The organism is Clostridium lundense DSM 17049, from assembly GCF_000619945.1.
In the GTDB taxonomy this organism is placed as follows: Bacteria; Bacillota; Clostridia; order Clostridiales; family Clostridiaceae; genus Clostridium_AO; species Clostridium_AO lundense.
This window is the reverse complement of record NZ_JHVC01000014.1, coordinates 93,944-107,770: the sequence shown is the minus strand read 5'-3', so window position 1 is coordinate 107,770 and position 13,827 is coordinate 93,944. Positions and strand designations below refer to the sequence as shown.

Below are 13,827 nucleotides of genomic sequence, written 5' to 3'. Positions count from 1 at the left end.
TTCGGGTTTGTAGCCTATTAACATCATATTCAACTTGTTTCCAGTCAATGGTTTCCCATTGAAAGGTAAGTGATTTTGTGTTTTTTAGCCTCTCGGTTTTATCCGTCGTTGAGTTACTAAAATTCATAAGTTTATAATCCTTTCCTACTAAGAAATACCATAGGATAAGTCTGCACCCTTTCGGGTTAGGGCAAAGTTTGAACCCTTATCTGTTTTCATTACAAAATCAGCATTCGCTTTTTATCCTTTTCTTCTGCCCTCTATGTCATTTCGCTCCTTACGGTTAGATACCTCTTTGTAGAGGAACATATAGGGTTTACCAAGTTCCACATAATACATAATTATGAATGCCTTAGGAGTCATCTTTAAACCGGGAGTTCTTTATCCATTCGCATTGGTTTAACAGTTCGCCTTTGCTCAACTCCTCACCATTTTGGTCAAAGCGTTTCAGCCTATTTCGCTTTCTTCAGCGTAACGATTCCTACAATGATTCACTTTACGTTCCCCATAGCATTCTTACTCTAGCAGTTGTCCCAATTTAGGCTATTCGAACTTCCACATTGTCTCGTGAGCTTTCTAACCCGAACGTTACTGTTCACGCTAGTCACGATAGAGTTACCCCGAATGGATAGGGTAGTCTTATGACAATATATTACGCGACTTCTTGTCGCACTTGAAAACCACGATCGCTATGAAGCATAGGGCTTGCGCCCGGATTAGCCGATAAGGCTAGGTCTAAGTTACTAAAAACAAGATCATTATTGTTAGAATGGCCAAGAACATATGCGACAATAGAGTTGTCATATAGATCAAAAATGGCACTTAAATAGGCCTTCTGAGAGTTACCGTATTTTAACTCAGTAACATCAGTAAGCCACTTCTGATTCAGCCTATCGGCTGAAAACGTACGATTTAGTAAATTTTCTGCTACCTGCTGCGGAGCAGACTTGACATAACGTTTCTTCTTTCTGCGAATTACAGATTGTAACGATGCCAGTCTCATAAGTCGATAGATGCGTTTATAGTTAAAGTTTTTATTTAGCCTATGATTTAAGTTCAAAGTCATTCTTCGATAATCATAGATACCATCTACTTCATCATAGATTTTAACAATTTCTGCAGTTAACATCGTGTTTTCAGTCTCTTGAACGCTTTTTTCACGCTTTGTCCACTTATAGTATGAAGAGCGTGGAATCATTGCTATTTCGCATAATAAAGATACAGAGAACTTCTCTTTTTCATGGAGCATTGAAATCGCGATATACTTATTTTCTTGTCTTATACGGCTTAATACCGCCTCCTTTCTAGTCCCTCCAATTTTTTTAGGAATGCATTCTCCGCCCTTAATTTTTCATTTTCAGCCTCAAGCCTTTTCATTTCAAGTTTTATTTTCTCTTCGGGTGTAAGCTCAGTTTCATTCTTCTTACCACGTCTATACTGAAGTGCATTTTCTCCACCAGATTCATATTTTTTAACCCATTGATATACTTGCTGATAAGAAACATTATGCATCTCAGCAGTATGCTGATAGTTATTTTTATGATCAATACAGTACTGTACAATTTCAATTTTTTCTCTAAAAGACGTACTTCTTCCTTTTGCCATAGATTTTCTCATTCCTTTCGGTATTGCCGTTACTTCTCTATGACTATTATAATTGTTTATCCATCTTTTCAACACTGATTTATCTGTTAATCCATATTTATTCACAAGTTCTCTTTGTGAGTATTTTCCAGAGAGATATTCAAGAACAACTTGTTCCTTTAGTTCTCTTGAATATTTCTTGTAAGTTTTCGACTCTCTCAATCCATCTACTCCATACTTCTCGTAGTTGTATCTCCACTTATAAAAAGCATAGGCACTAATACTGTAATTAATGCAGAGTTCTTGTATTGAGCTAGTTCCACTCTCATAATCCATTAAAATTTCGTACTTTTCCTCTGCTGTATATTTAGTTCTTCCAGACAAAAAAATACTCCCCTTTCCAGTAACAGATTTTTATTTTTTAATCTGTCTACTTTAAAGGGAGCATATCAATGATTAATATGCGGTATTTTTTAGTGCGCAATTCAAATATATGGCGAAGGAATTGGGAGATAAGATGAAAAATACAGTTTTTCCTCGAGTATTATTTTAATTGAATGAGCTTTATTCAAAATTTCATTATCATTAATAATTAACCATATAAAATCAAATCCACCAATACGATAAATCCATCCTCCTGCTGAACCTATAGAAACTGGAGTAATATTAGAATTATTTCTACCAGTAGAATTTGATTTTAATATTGTGTTTCCATACTGATCAGAAGTTAAGGCTTATGTATTAAAGCATTTTTTACAATGTTTATAGCAATAAAAGCAATAAACATTGTAAAAAATTAGACTATAATATTATTGGAAGGCATAATCCAGTAAATTGAATATGGTGGGGGGTTGAGTAAATATGATTACTATAGGAAAAATAACATATGATGATCTAGATGACTTGGCAATCCTATACGAAGAACTTTCAGGAACAAAAACAAACTTACAAAAATTCAATAAAAACTTTGATTGGATTAATTCGAATAAAGATTATTTATTAATTGGAGCAAAGGATGATAACGGGAATTTAGTTGGTTCATTGCTTGGAATTGTTTGTAAAGATCTTGTTGGTGAGTGTAAGCCATTTCTAGTTATTGAAAATGTCATTGTTAAAAGTGACTATAGAAAAATGGGGATTGGAAAGGGACTAATGAATTTCATTGAAGAGTTTGCTAGGACAAGGAACTGTTACTTCACCATGCTTGTATCAGCTTTTAGCAGAAAAAATGCTCATAAATTTTATGAATCAATTGGATATGCTAAAGATGTTGTTCGAGGGTTTAAAAAATACTTATAGGTAGAAGTAAGAATATTAAATTTATGCCAAGGAGCAGATATAATATGGACATAATTAAGAAATTTTTAGTTATAAATAGTTTCACATATAATGGGCGGGGTGGAAATGCAGCAGCTATATTTATTAATAGTGGTGAGTTAGATGAGGATGTTATACAAAGTATTGCTCGTCAACTTAATTTAATTGAAACAGTATTTATTGATGAGAGTAAAGAACAAGGGATAGATTTTAATATTAGATATTTTACTCCACAAAGGGAAGTTTCAATTGCAGGACATCCTACAGTTGCTGCATTTATTGCCCTTGTAAAAGAAGAAAAAATAAATCCTATAATGAAAGATAAATATTTAGTTAATACAAGAGATGGATTAAAAGAAGTTACTGTTCAGCAGAATGGCGAAGATATTTTTGTTAAATTGAAACAACAAAAACCAAAGTTTAGACTAGTAATTCAGGATAAGAATAAAATAGCTGAGGTTTTAGAGATTTGTGAAGATGATATAATGAGTAATTTACCAATACAATGTATTAATACTGGATTAGGTCACTTGGTTGTTCCTATAAAATCTTTTAATGGATTAATGAAAATTAAAAGAAACATAAGTGAACTAAAAAGCTTATGTGATTTTATTGGCGTAAGAGAAGTACAGGCGTTTTGTTTTGAAACTAAAGATGATATATTTGATATACATACAAGAAATATATGTCCAAGAGAGGGTATTGAAGATGCAGCATGTGGAATTGGAAATGCTGCATTAGGTGCATATTTGTTAAGTAACTATTATATTGATAGAAAGAGTATATCAATAAATGCTGAACAGGGATATATAATAAAATCTCCATGTGCAATCAATATATATGCTTGCAAGATTGGTGAGGATATAGGAGTACAAATCGGCGGTACAGGTAAAGTGATAATTGAAGGTGATTTTATTGTAAGTAATCTATAAATGCAAAGTTTTTAGAGCGTCAGAGTATGAAAACTATAAGAGTTTACTATGTCAAATTTATTTAGCCAAATGTATTGACTTCCACGTTGCGGAATAGTGTATATTGATATTACAAGGAGATGGGAATATGAATATTACACTATTACGTTCAGATCAAATTTACAAAAAAATGATGAATTTACCAAAGGAAAAACGAGATGATATTTATCGTTATGAAATAGCGAAACCTTTTGAATTTAAGTGGTCATGTATTAATGTGCCTCTTAAATCCTCAAAAAAGGGTGGTTATGATGTAGTTATGGCAAGTAGTATGCTTGGGTTTTTACCACCATCAAAGGTAGATGAGACTCAAAGAGAAAGCATTGATTTAATTTTAAAGGATGCTTTATGGCAAACCTGTAAATTAACTATTGAAAATTCCTTGGAGTGTTTTACAAAAGCAGGATACGAATTACCAGTAAAAGATTATATGTTTTCTATCATGCTTGGGAACCCTGAAAGTCCATACATATCTTTGAGTGATGGTTACCTTGGAGATGGAGGAATTCCTGGATATATTATGGTAGCCCTTGTTCCAAATGAATATACTATCAGAAGAATTCCTGTTGCTTTGGCTCATGAATGTAATCATAATGTGCGTTTTCAGTTTGAGAAGTGGAGGAATGATATTACATTAGGAGAAATGATGATTATAGAAGGACTTGCTGAGAATTTTGCAACCTCAATGTTTGGTGAAGATTTGGTTGGACCTTGGGTAAGCAAAACTAATATAAATACCCTTAACAATTATATCAAGCCATTGATTAAGGATGCATTAGGTGCAACAGGCTTCGAGAATATATCAGCCTACCTTTGGGGTGATGAGCTTGCACAGCTACAAGGATATTTTTCAGAAGGTATGCCTTATTGTGCAGGTTATGCATGTGGTTATTATATGATAAAGCATTATCTAAAAAAGACTGGAAAATCAATAGTGGAAGCTACTTTAACACCTGCAATTGAAATTATGAAAGAAATAGAGGATTTTTGGGATGAAGAGACAGCTTAAAACTGTAAATGAAATAGCAAAGCTAACAGGCATTACTATAAGGGCATTACACTATTATGATGACAGAAAAAGATCTAGTAATAGCAATTGCATCAGAATTCATTCTTAATCCTAGTGATAGAGGGAAATTGATAGAATACTTATTACGTGAAAGTATAAAAAATCCATAATTATTTTTAACATCATATTTGACATCGTTAAAATAGTATGTTATCATAACATAAAATTACCAAGAGGAGGATTATCATGAATATTAAAGTAAATATGTTTATTTCAAAATTGAATAATCTACTCTTATTAGCTAACTTAAGATAGCGATTGCAGATATAGATACGTTATATACTACTATAGATGCAATCGCCGAAGCAGGCGCTTTGCATCTATGGTGGCTAATTATTTGTGTTGAAATAAATGGAGTCCCATAGATAAAACTATGGGACTTTTTTAATATCCTAGGTAAAAAAGAGTCTCATAGTATAAACTATGGGGCTTTTTTATTTATGGATAAATATTAATATTTGAAAAATTCAAATAGATCTTTGGGAGGAATAGAAATGAAAGAATCTAGAGAACAATGGGGGACAAAAGCAGGGTTCCTACTTGCAGCTATTGGTTCTGCTGTAGGATTAGGTAATATATGGAGATTTCCTTATGTGGCTTATTCAAATGGAGGTGGAGCTTTCTTAATACCATATTTTTTCGCCATATTCACAGCGGGAATACCTTTGTTAATTCTTGAATATGGAATGGGACATAAATTTAGGGGCTCAACACCACTAGCAATAGCAAGGGCAAATAAAAAATGGGAATGGCTTGGTTGGTGGCCTGTAATTAGTGCAGTTATAATTTTATCATATTATTCAATGATTTTAAGTTTGTCTATGAAGTACTTAACATTGAGTTTTAAAAAATTATGGGGAAATGACACTAATGGTTATTTTTATAATGAAGTATTAAAGTTATCATCATCACCTTTTGAATTTGGAGGCATAGTCATTCCAATACTAGTAGGAATAACTTTAATTTGGTTGATTAACTGGTTTATATGTTATAAAGGAATAAAGGCTGGAATTGAAAAATTAAGCAAAGTATTATTACCAGTTCTATTTATAATAATGATAATTATAGTAATAAAAGGAGTAACTTTAGAAGGTGCTTCTTTGGGCTTAAACACATTGTTTACACCTGATTGGGAAAAAGTTAAAGATCCTAAAGTTTGGATTGCAGCATATGGACAAGTATTTTTTTCATTGAGTATAGCTACAGGAATTATGATGACTTATTCCAGTTATCTTCCTAAAAAAACAGATATAAATAATAGTGCATTTATGACTGCTTTTGCCAACTGTGGATTTGAATTTTTATCTGCAATAGGGGTTTTCGCAATACTTGGATTCATGGCAACAAATCAAGGGGTATCCGTTGATAAAGTTGTATCTGGTGGAATAGGACTTGCATTTATAGCATTTCCTAAAGTATTTTCAGTAATGGGCACATGGGGAAATATAATAGGGGTATTATTCTTTACTTGCTTGATATTTGCAGGCTTAACATCAGCAGTATCCTTAGTTGAAGCAATCTCTTCAGCTATAATAGATAAAACAGGATGGGAACGTAAAAAAGTAGTAACAGGACTTTTGATAGTTGGATTTATTATAAGTATTTCTTTCGCAACTAGGGCAGGATTATACCTATTGGATATTATGGATAACTTTATTAATAATTATGGAATAGTTGTAGTTGGATTATTAGAAACTATTTTAGTAGGATGGATTGTAAAAACTAAAACAATTCGTGAACATACAAATTCAGTATCTTATTATAGAATAGGAAAATGGTGGGATGTAATTATTAAATATATAAACCCAATTATCTTAAGTTTCATTTTGGTACAAAGTTTCATTACAGAAATGTATAAACCTTATGGTGGATACAATTTGTCAGCTTTGTTTGTTTATGGATGGGGAGTTATTTTTATAGGAATTACCGGGGCAATATTAATAAGCAAACAACCATGGATAGATAATATTAATTTAAAAAATGAGTAAAGGTGTGTGACAAAAATGACATTAAGTGCAATGATATTTTTTAGTATAGGTGCAACAGTACTTTGGGGAGGACTTCTGACTACTATAATAATTTCAATGAAAGAAGATAGTTATTCAGAAAATAACTAATAGTAAGCTTTATTAAAAATGTTGTAAAAATAATAAGTAAAAAAGCTTCAGATTAAATATTTTATTATCTGAAGCTTTTTACATTTTTCTAGCAATGTTTTAGAGTATTGGCATTATTATATATAACATAATTAAATCATAGGCTATAATATTAATAATTTTAATTACTGTTGTGGAACACCAAAAGAAGTGAGAAACTCATGAGAAAGTGAAGTTTCTCACTTTTTTTAAATTGTGTTGTGTAAAGTCTTAAAGTGAGAATAAATTATTTTGTATTGAGAAAAATAAACATTAATGCCCTAATGATCCAATAAATATATGACAGGAGTAAGGTATGTTAAAAAAGCTGCTCACAAAAATGAAATATAATAATTCAAATAGAGTATTTAATTCATTAAACTATTCTTCAAAAACTAAAGCTAGCAAGCGGATTGAACCTATTCCAGAATCTATTGTACAGGTTAAAGAAAAATTGAATGGAGTATTTTCTGGTACTAATGATTTTATTATGAGAGAGGTTACTTTGTGTAGTGAACTTAATACAACTATGTTGATTATATATATTGATGGAATGGTTAATATAAATTTACTTAATGAAAATATTTTGAAGCCTGTAATGGATGAGAATGTTGGTGTATATTTTCAAGAAGAACTTACATCAAAGGATAGTACTATAAATATTCTTAAAAAAAATGTTTTAACTTGTAGTCAGATTGAGGAGATAAAGGATTTTCAACAAATTGTGAATAAAACCCTAGAGGGTAATGTCATCTTATATATAGATGGTGCCACAGTTGCATTAAATATAAATTTGGTGGAAATAAAATCCAGAAATATTACTGAACCTTTAACAGACGCTGTTATTCGTGGACCAAGAGAAGGTTTTACTGAGCTTTTGAGTAATAATAAAGTTATGGTGCGTAGAATAATTAAAAATCCTAATTTAAAATTTGAGGATATAACTATAGGACAACAGACAAGTACAACAGTTACAATATGTTATATTAAAGGAATTACCAATGAACAGATTATAGAAACTCTACGGAACAGATTAAATAAAATTGATACTGATGCAATATTAGAATCTAGTTATTTAGAAGAGTTTATTGAAGATGCTCCCTTTAGTGTGTTTCCAACTGTTGGAGCATATGAAAAGCCAGATGTTATTTGTGCAAAGCTTTTAGAAGGTAGGGTAGCTGTTCTTTGTGATGGTAGTCCATTTGTTTTAACTGTTCCATATCTATTGATTGAATCAATTCAGACTGCAGAAGATTATTATGTTAAGCCACTTGTTGCTACTTTTTATAGAGTGATTAGGATTATTGGCTTGTTTATTTCTATAAACTTACCTGCTATGTATCTTGCTTTGATTTCTTTTCATCAAGAAGTTATACCTTTTAAGTTGTTATTAACTATAGTTTCGTCAAGGGAGAAGGTTCCTTATTCCGCTTTTACTGAATCATTTTTAATGTTATTGATATTTGAGATATTACGAGAATCGGGGATAAGAATGCCTAGACCAGCAGGTTCAACAGTTAGCTTCGTTGGAGCTTTGGTCCTTGGTCAATCTGCAGTGCAAGCAGGTTTAGTTAGTACTCCTATGGTTATTGTTACTGCTATTACAGCCATTGGTGGCTTTATTTCAGGTTCTTTATTGGGAACTATCCCAATTATACGATTAATATTATTAGTTGTATCTAATTTCATGGGTCTATTAGGAATTATGATTGTGAATATTATGCTCCTAATTCATTTAAGCTCAATAAGATCTTTTGATGTTCCTTATTTATCTCCATTTTCATCATTTAGTAGAACGGAATTAAAGGATACAGTGGTTCGTGTACCATTATGGGCTATGCTTACTAGACCAAGGTCTTTAACTTGGGGAAAAATGAATAATGTAAAGTACAGAGTAAAAAATAATTTTCGTAAGAAAATAGACAATGTAAAAGACAAATCAAAAAATAATTTTCCTAAGAAAGAAGAATGAGGAATATGTTATATGGCACAAAAAAAATAAAATTATTTATAATTTGTTTAATGTTCTTTGTTCTTTCTGGTTGTTGGAATAACAGGGAGTTAACGGAACTAGGAATAGTTGTAGGGGTTGGTCTTGAGAAATTAGAAAATGATGAAATAGAAATTACCGTACAGTTAATTGAACCAACTTCAGATGAAGGGGGAAAACAAGGTGGTAAGAATAAAACATGGCGTTCACTGTCTGCTCAAGGAAGCACTGCATTTGAAGCAAATAGAAATTTATTAGCAAAGGTGAATAAGAAATTGAATTATTCCAATATTCAAGTGATGATTATTGGAGAAAAACTTGCTGAAGAGGGTGTAGATGATATTTTAGATTTTTTTCAGAGAGTTCATGAAATAGATAAAAGAGAAATTGTACTTATTTCAAAAGGAATAAAACCTAAAGTGGTACTTGATATAGAGCCAGAACAAGCAGATGCGTCTTCTTTGGAAATAATTCAAACGGTAAAAAATACTGATAGATTAGCATCCATAAGAAAAATGACTATGCATGATTTAATATTAAATGTTGCTGGAGAAGGGAATTCTATAATTGGCATGGTGAAAGTTTCAGAAGTAAATAAAAAGTTGACAACAGCAAATTTAGATTTTACAGGAGCTGCAGTTTTTAAAAAGGATAAATTAGTTGGGTGGTTAAATGCAAGTGAGACTTATGGTTTTTTAATTGTAGATAATAAATTTAAAAACCCAATCATAAATGTACAAAACCCAATAAATTCTGATGAAAATGTGACAGTAGAAATTACTAAATCTGTGACTAAAAAAAATGTATTATTTAGTAATGGCAAACCTGTACTTTCTGTGGAAGTACAGGCAGAGGGAAAAATGGTAGAACAACATGGAAAGGGAGATCTAACTTCAGCGAATCAAATTAGAGCTTTAGAAGAAGAAACTTCAAAAGAAATTAAAAAAGTAGTTGATAAGACAATAAAGAATGCGCAACAAAATTTACAAATTGATATTTTTGGTTTTCACAAAATTATTCATAGTAAAAATTTAAATTATTGGACAGAAGTTAAAAATAATTGGAATGATATATTTTGTGATTTGCCTGTAGAAATAAAAGTACAATATAAAAATAAGGAGATGGGTTTCATAAAGAAGCATATATGATAATGAATATTTAGATATATATTTTTGATTGGAGAAGATATATGAAGAAGTTAAGAAAAATATCAGCTTTTCAATTATTTTTATGGATGTTAACTTTTACTTTTGGAGATATGTCTATTGTAAATCCTGCGGTAGGTAATGGTGCAGGGCAGGATAGTTGGATAGGATTTGGTATTGGCTGGATTTTCGGAATTTTTATAATGTTAATGTATATGAAAATAATTAAATTAAACCCATCTAAAACTATTATTGAGATTTTAAAGGATTGTTTTGGTAAATATTTAGGAACTATGTTGGGGATCTTTTATATTGTTTACTTTATGTATGCTAATTCTTTAATTGTAAGAGAGTTTGGGGAGTATATATATATTGTAAACTATCCTGATACTCCTATTATTTTTATTATGGCATCATTAGTTTTTTTAGTTTCCTTCGCAGTTAGAGGCGGTCCAGAAATTATAGCTAGAGTATATGGAATACTTGTTTTTATATTTGTTTTTTTTGTTATAATGGTGTCTTTATTATTAATACCACATATACAGTTTATGAATATTCTTCCTATGTTAGAGAGTGGATGGTATCCTATTTTCAAGAGTAGCTTATCTACAGTTGCATTTCCTTTTGGAGAATTAGTAGTTTTTATGATGATTTATGATAATGTTAATAATAATGAAAATATAAAAAAAGCTGCTTTCTCAGCCATGATGATAGGAGGAACTATTATATTTATTACTGTATTGCGTGACATAATGGTTCTAGGACCTAATCTATTAGAAAACTTAACTTTCCCTGCCCAGACATCATCGGAATTAATACCTGATCCTATGAATATTTCACCACTTATTGCTATTAATTTAATAATTGGAAGCAGTGCGGAATCATCAACTTATCTATATGCTTCAACAAAGGGAGTTGCTCAAATGTTAAATTTGAATGATCATAGACCATTCGTATTTCCTATGGCTTTATTGTTACTTATTTTATGTATGTGGAATTATCACGATATTTTTCAGTTTTTTGCTAGTGTATCAGAAGTCTATGTCTACTTGGCTATACCTTTTCAAATAATTATTCCATTTATTATTATGATTATTTCGTTGAATAAGAAAAAATCAAGTGAAAAGATTTAAATGGATAAGAGGAGTTGTATGAAAGAATGTCTGATAATGCTGGTATCAAAATATTTGGAGTGATCTTTATTTTAATAATCATAGTGTTGGTTGATTTTCGGGATTTATTGAATGCAAGTAATCCACAAAAGGCTATGACGGTTTATTTTTCTATAATTGCTATAAATTTAATTGTTAGCATACTTTTAATTAGTGGTGTAGAAATAATTAGTCCTGCAATGGTTTTTGAAAAAATAGTAAGGCTTTTTGTACCAGGAGAACCAGTTCAATAAGTTTATATAAAGGTCAGCCTAGGCTTTGCAACGATACTCGGGAGGAGAGTGAACAATTAAAAATAAAAGCTTCAGATTAAATATTTTATTATCTGGAGCTTTTTACATTTTTCTAGAAGTATTTCCATTGGATATATAATATAATTAAATTATGGGTTATAATGTTGATGTGAAGAAAGCATAATTAGGTGTTAAATTAGTTAACACTTCTTTTTTGCCTTTTATTACGAAAATTATAACTTATGGATGTATATAATGTGTAAGATATAAATAGGGAGGTTTTATGATGAAGTCATTTTCAAACAAGGTATTTCTTTTTATTGGAACAATAATTATTATAATAAGTGCTTATGTTTGTTTTAGAATACCAGTTTCATTTGGCGTTAGTTTTGCTATGGCTATTATTACTATAGTAACAGGGGGCATTATTGTAGCTAGTGAAATATATTCTAAAAATAGTATAAAAAATCATGAAACAAATGAGATAGATGATAATATTAAAACAGATAAAATAGGATATTTAGCACAACCAGAAGAAGGTAAAGGTTCATTTTATGATGACGAAGGCATTGAAGAAGATTTAGAAGAGCTACTTCCTCCATCTGAACCTTATTAAGAGAGTTCTTATAAATCCGTATCCTTTAGGAGAAGAACTTACTCAGGAGCGTAGCAGCTTTATTAACAACTTTTAATGTCCGTAAATAAGTATATTTTTTATTACAAAAGATATTGAATCAAAAAACAAGTAAATAAATATAACAGTAATAATCAAAATCCATTTATTCTTTGTTTTTTTATACCCAAAAAAACTTGCCACTGCAAAAAATAATGGGAATCCAAATTTTATAAGCATAACTACAAAAACAAAAAAGGATAAAAATAGTGTCCATAAAGCTTCGTCAGTATTTTTTTCACTATAAAATACACCAATTAAAAAAGTAATAGCACTAAGAATAATGCAAGCAAGAAAAATATTTCTAAATCTCTTATGTATCCCTTTTAAATAATCTACTTTTCTTTCTTCAACAGGATTCACTTCAATTAATGTATTCATATTCTCCCATTCTTTTTTACAGTAAACACATTTATGAAGATGCTCACTGACTAATTTTTCACTTTCGTTACTGAGTATACCTTCAATATAATTTGGTAATAAATCTTGAATAATTTCACAGGATATAGTTTTTTTCATAACTGTAACCTCCTTATATAAAAAAGACTCTTATTATGGAAAAAAAGCGCCATAATAGGAATGCCACTTGAAATATAATCCATATTCCTAAAAATGAGATAATAACATTGGGCCAAAAGGTATTTTCTTTTTTAGGAATGGTTTTTCTCCATAGGATAGCTACAAAAGTTCCAAATAAAGGAAAAAGGTATATGCCTATATACATAGGTAATACTGATATTATTTCCTCTATTGAAGGACTGCGCATTGATTTATAAGAATATGAAAACATAGCTATACCAATTAAAAGAATTCCAAGTATAATAACTGTAATGAACCAAGTAATTAATTTTTTTCGTAATATCTTTATAGAGGTAGTTTCATTCTTAAGCATTTGTCCGCTTTTTTCTGGAGTTTCACAAAGCTTTTTATATTCACTTTGGCATGACTTACATTCACTTAAATGTTTTTTTACACATATATTAGTTTCTTCACTTGCAATTCCATCAAAATATATAGGTAATAGATCTTTTATGGTGTTACATGATAAATCACTATTCATTTTTCATCCTCCTTATAATTTTTGATTTTCCCCTAAAAAAAGTAACTCTAGCCCAATTTTCTGTTTTATTAAGTATTTCTCCAATCTCTTTAAAGCTCAAGTCTCCCGTAAATCTAAGGTACATAACTTCCCTAGTAGTATTATCTAGTGATTGTACCATTTTATAAATTTCTTTCTTACTTTCTGATGAAATAATTAATTCTTCTGTAGAATATGTACTAAAGTCCATATTCTCATCAAGGGTTGTTGTCTTATTTTTATTTTTCTTCTCCAATTCTTGATACAAAACATGTTTTGCAATCTGACAAAGCCAAACTGAAATTTTACATTTTCCATTGTATTTATGAAGAGATTTCATTGCCCTTACAAAAGTTTCTTGTGTTAGTTCTTCTGATAAATCTGCATCATGTATATAACTGTACAAGAAACGATATACTGTTTGTGCCTGTTCTCTATAAATTTCTTCTATACTTTGCAC

16 protein-coding genes are annotated in these 13,827 nt (G+C 30.4%); 11 read left to right on the top strand and 5 right to left on the bottom strand.

Annotated elements, in window-relative coordinates; genetic code table 11:
* Positions 1-652 precede the first annotated feature (652 nt).
* Together T514_RS24765 and T514_RS0115960 are read right to left on the bottom strand one after the other, a co-directional pair.
* On the bottom strand, positions 653-1,282 hold the full coding sequence (locus tag T514_RS24765; RefSeq protein ID WP_278246532.1) for an IS3 family transposase: 630 nt from the start codon (positions 1,280-1,282) through the stop codon (positions 653-655).
* Between the two features lie 5 nt (positions 1,283-1,287).
* Entirely contained in the window at positions 1,288-1,968 is a 681-nt protein-coding gene (locus T514_RS0115960; protein ID WP_027625680.1) for a helix-turn-helix domain-containing protein, read from the bottom strand.
* Between the two features lie 477 nt (positions 1,969-2,445).
* Here T514_RS0115960 and T514_RS0115955 point away from each other — a divergent pair, with 477 nt between their 5' ends.
* From T514_RS0115955 to T514_RS0115905, 11 genes are all read left to right on the top strand, one after another.
* On the top strand, positions 2,446-2,883 hold the full coding sequence (locus T514_RS0115955; protein WP_027625679.1) for a GNAT family N-acetyltransferase: 438 nt from the start codon (positions 2,446-2,448) through the stop codon (positions 2,881-2,883).
* Positions 2,884-2,927: 44 nt separating this feature from the next.
* Positions 2,928-3,833, top strand: coding sequence for a PhzF family phenazine biosynthesis protein (locus T514_RS0115950; RefSeq protein WP_027625678.1), 906 nt, complete (start codon positions 2,928-2,930; stop codon positions 3,831-3,833).
* Between the two features lie 127 nt (positions 3,834-3,960).
* Positions 3,961-4,881 carry a DUF2268 domain-containing putative Zn-dependent protease gene (locus tag T514_RS0115945; RefSeq protein WP_027625677.1) on the top strand — a complete coding sequence of 307 codons (921 nt, stop codon included), beginning with the start codon at positions 3,961-3,963 and terminating at the stop codon, positions 4,879-4,881.
* Positions 4,865-4,990, top strand: coding sequence for a MerR family DNA-binding transcriptional regulator (locus tag T514_RS27580; RefSeq protein ID WP_278246529.1), 126 nt, complete (start codon positions 4,865-4,867; stop codon positions 4,988-4,990). The genes T514_RS0115945 and T514_RS27580 overlap by 17 nt, the downstream gene beginning before the upstream one ends.
* Before the next feature lie 445 nt (positions 4,991-5,435).
* Positions 5,436-6,929 carry a sodium-dependent transporter gene (locus T514_RS0115935; RefSeq protein ID WP_027625676.1) on the top strand — a complete coding sequence of 498 codons (1,494 nt, stop codon included), beginning with the start codon at positions 5,436-5,438 and terminating at the stop codon, positions 6,927-6,929.
* 15 nt (positions 6,930-6,944) lie between these two features.
* The gene (locus T514_RS26725) at positions 6,945-7,058 is read left to right on the top strand and encodes a MetS family NSS transporter small subunit (protein WP_156939965.1); all 114 of its coding nucleotides are present in this window, start codon (positions 6,945-6,947) and stop codon (positions 7,056-7,058) included.
* A 358-nt stretch (positions 7,059-7,416) separates the two neighbouring features.
* On the top strand, positions 7,417-9,048 hold the full coding sequence (locus T514_RS0115925) for a spore germination protein (RefSeq protein WP_169735826.1): 1,632 nt from the start codon (positions 7,417-7,419) through the stop codon (positions 9,046-9,048).
* 5 nt (positions 9,049-9,053) lie between these two features.
* A complete protein-coding gene (locus T514_RS0115920) occupies positions 9,054-10,214 on the top strand; it encodes a Ger(x)C family spore germination protein (protein ID WP_027625674.1) in 1,161 nt (386 codons plus the stop codon).
* A gap of 41 nt (positions 10,215-10,255) precedes the next feature.
* A complete protein-coding gene (locus tag T514_RS0115915) occupies positions 10,256-11,344 on the top strand; it encodes a GerAB/ArcD/ProY family transporter (RefSeq protein WP_027625673.1) in 1,089 nt (362 codons plus the stop codon).
* 26 nt (positions 11,345-11,370) lie between these two features.
* Positions 11,371-11,616, top strand: coding sequence for a hypothetical protein (locus T514_RS0115910; protein WP_027625672.1), 246 nt, complete (start codon positions 11,371-11,373; stop codon positions 11,614-11,616).
* A gap of 286 nt (positions 11,617-11,902) precedes the next feature.
* Positions 11,903-12,232, top strand: a complete 330-nt coding sequence (locus tag T514_RS0115905) for a hypothetical protein (RefSeq protein WP_027625671.1) — start codon at positions 11,903-11,905, stop codon at positions 12,230-12,232.
* Between the two features lie 72 nt (positions 12,233-12,304).
* On the opposite strand, the gene T514_RS25835 is transcribed toward T514_RS0115905, so the two are convergent.
* Genes T514_RS25835 through T514_RS0115890 form a run of 3 tightly spaced genes read right to left on the bottom strand, consistent with a single transcriptional unit; the run spans position 12,305 to position 13,827 of the window.
* A complete protein-coding gene (locus tag T514_RS25835; protein ID WP_051542080.1) occupies positions 12,305-12,808 on the bottom strand; it encodes a zf-HC2 domain-containing protein in 504 nt (167 codons plus the stop codon).
* Positions 12,809-12,821: 13 nt separating this feature from the next.
* Positions 12,822-13,349, bottom strand: a complete 528-nt coding sequence (locus T514_RS25830; protein WP_051542079.1) for a zf-HC2 domain-containing protein — start codon at positions 13,347-13,349, stop codon at positions 12,822-12,824.
* Entirely contained in the window at positions 13,342-13,827 is a 486-nt protein-coding gene (locus T514_RS0115890; protein ID WP_027625670.1) for an RNA polymerase sigma factor, read from the bottom strand. The genes T514_RS25830 and T514_RS0115890 overlap by 8 nt, the downstream gene beginning before the upstream one ends.

What these genes read in the sequence shown, in the direction of transcription:
- T514_RS0115955 (WP_027625679.1), top strand. Translation starts at nt 2,446, where the DNA reads ATGATTACTATAGGAAAAATAACATATGATGATCTAGATGACTTGGCA.
- T514_RS25830 (WP_051542079.1), bottom strand. Translation starts at nt 13,349, where the DNA reads ATGAATAGTGATTTATCATGTAACACCATAAAAGATCTATTACCTATA.
- T514_RS26725 (WP_156939965.1), top strand. Translation starts at nt 6,945, where the DNA reads ATGACATTAAGTGCAATGATATTTTTTAGTATAGGTGCAACAGTACTT.
- T514_RS25835 (WP_051542080.1), bottom strand. Translation starts at nt 12,808, where the DNA reads ATGAAAAAAACTATATCCTGTGAAATTATTCAAGATTTATTACCAAAT.
- T514_RS0115935 (WP_027625676.1), top strand. Translation starts at nt 5,436, where the DNA reads ATGAAAGAATCTAGAGAACAATGGGGGACAAAAGCAGGGTTCCTACTT.
- T514_RS0115920 (WP_027625674.1), top strand. Translation starts at nt 9,054, where the DNA reads ATGTTATATGGCACAAAAAAAATAAAATTATTTATAATTTGTTTAATG.
- T514_RS0115910 (WP_027625672.1), top strand. Translation starts at nt 11,371, where the DNA reads ATGTCTGATAATGCTGGTATCAAAATATTTGGAGTGATCTTTATTTTA.
- T514_RS0115945 (WP_027625677.1), top strand. Translation starts at nt 3,961, where the DNA reads ATGAATATTACACTATTACGTTCAGATCAAATTTACAAAAAAATGATG.
- T514_RS0115905 (WP_027625671.1), top strand. Translation starts at nt 11,903, where the DNA reads ATGAAGTCATTTTCAAACAAGGTATTTCTTTTTATTGGAACAATAATT.
- T514_RS0115925 (WP_169735826.1), top strand. Translation starts at nt 7,417, where the DNA reads ATGAAATATAATAATTCAAATAGAGTATTTAATTCATTAAACTATTCT.
- T514_RS0115950 (WP_027625678.1), top strand. Translation starts at nt 2,928, where the DNA reads ATGGACATAATTAAGAAATTTTTAGTTATAAATAGTTTCACATATAAT.
- T514_RS0115915 (WP_027625673.1), top strand. Translation starts at nt 10,256, where the DNA reads ATGAAGAAGTTAAGAAAAATATCAGCTTTTCAATTATTTTTATGGATG.
- T514_RS27580 (WP_278246529.1), top strand. Translation starts at nt 4,865, where the DNA reads ATGAAGAGACAGCTTAAAACTGTAAATGAAATAGCAAAGCTAACAGGC.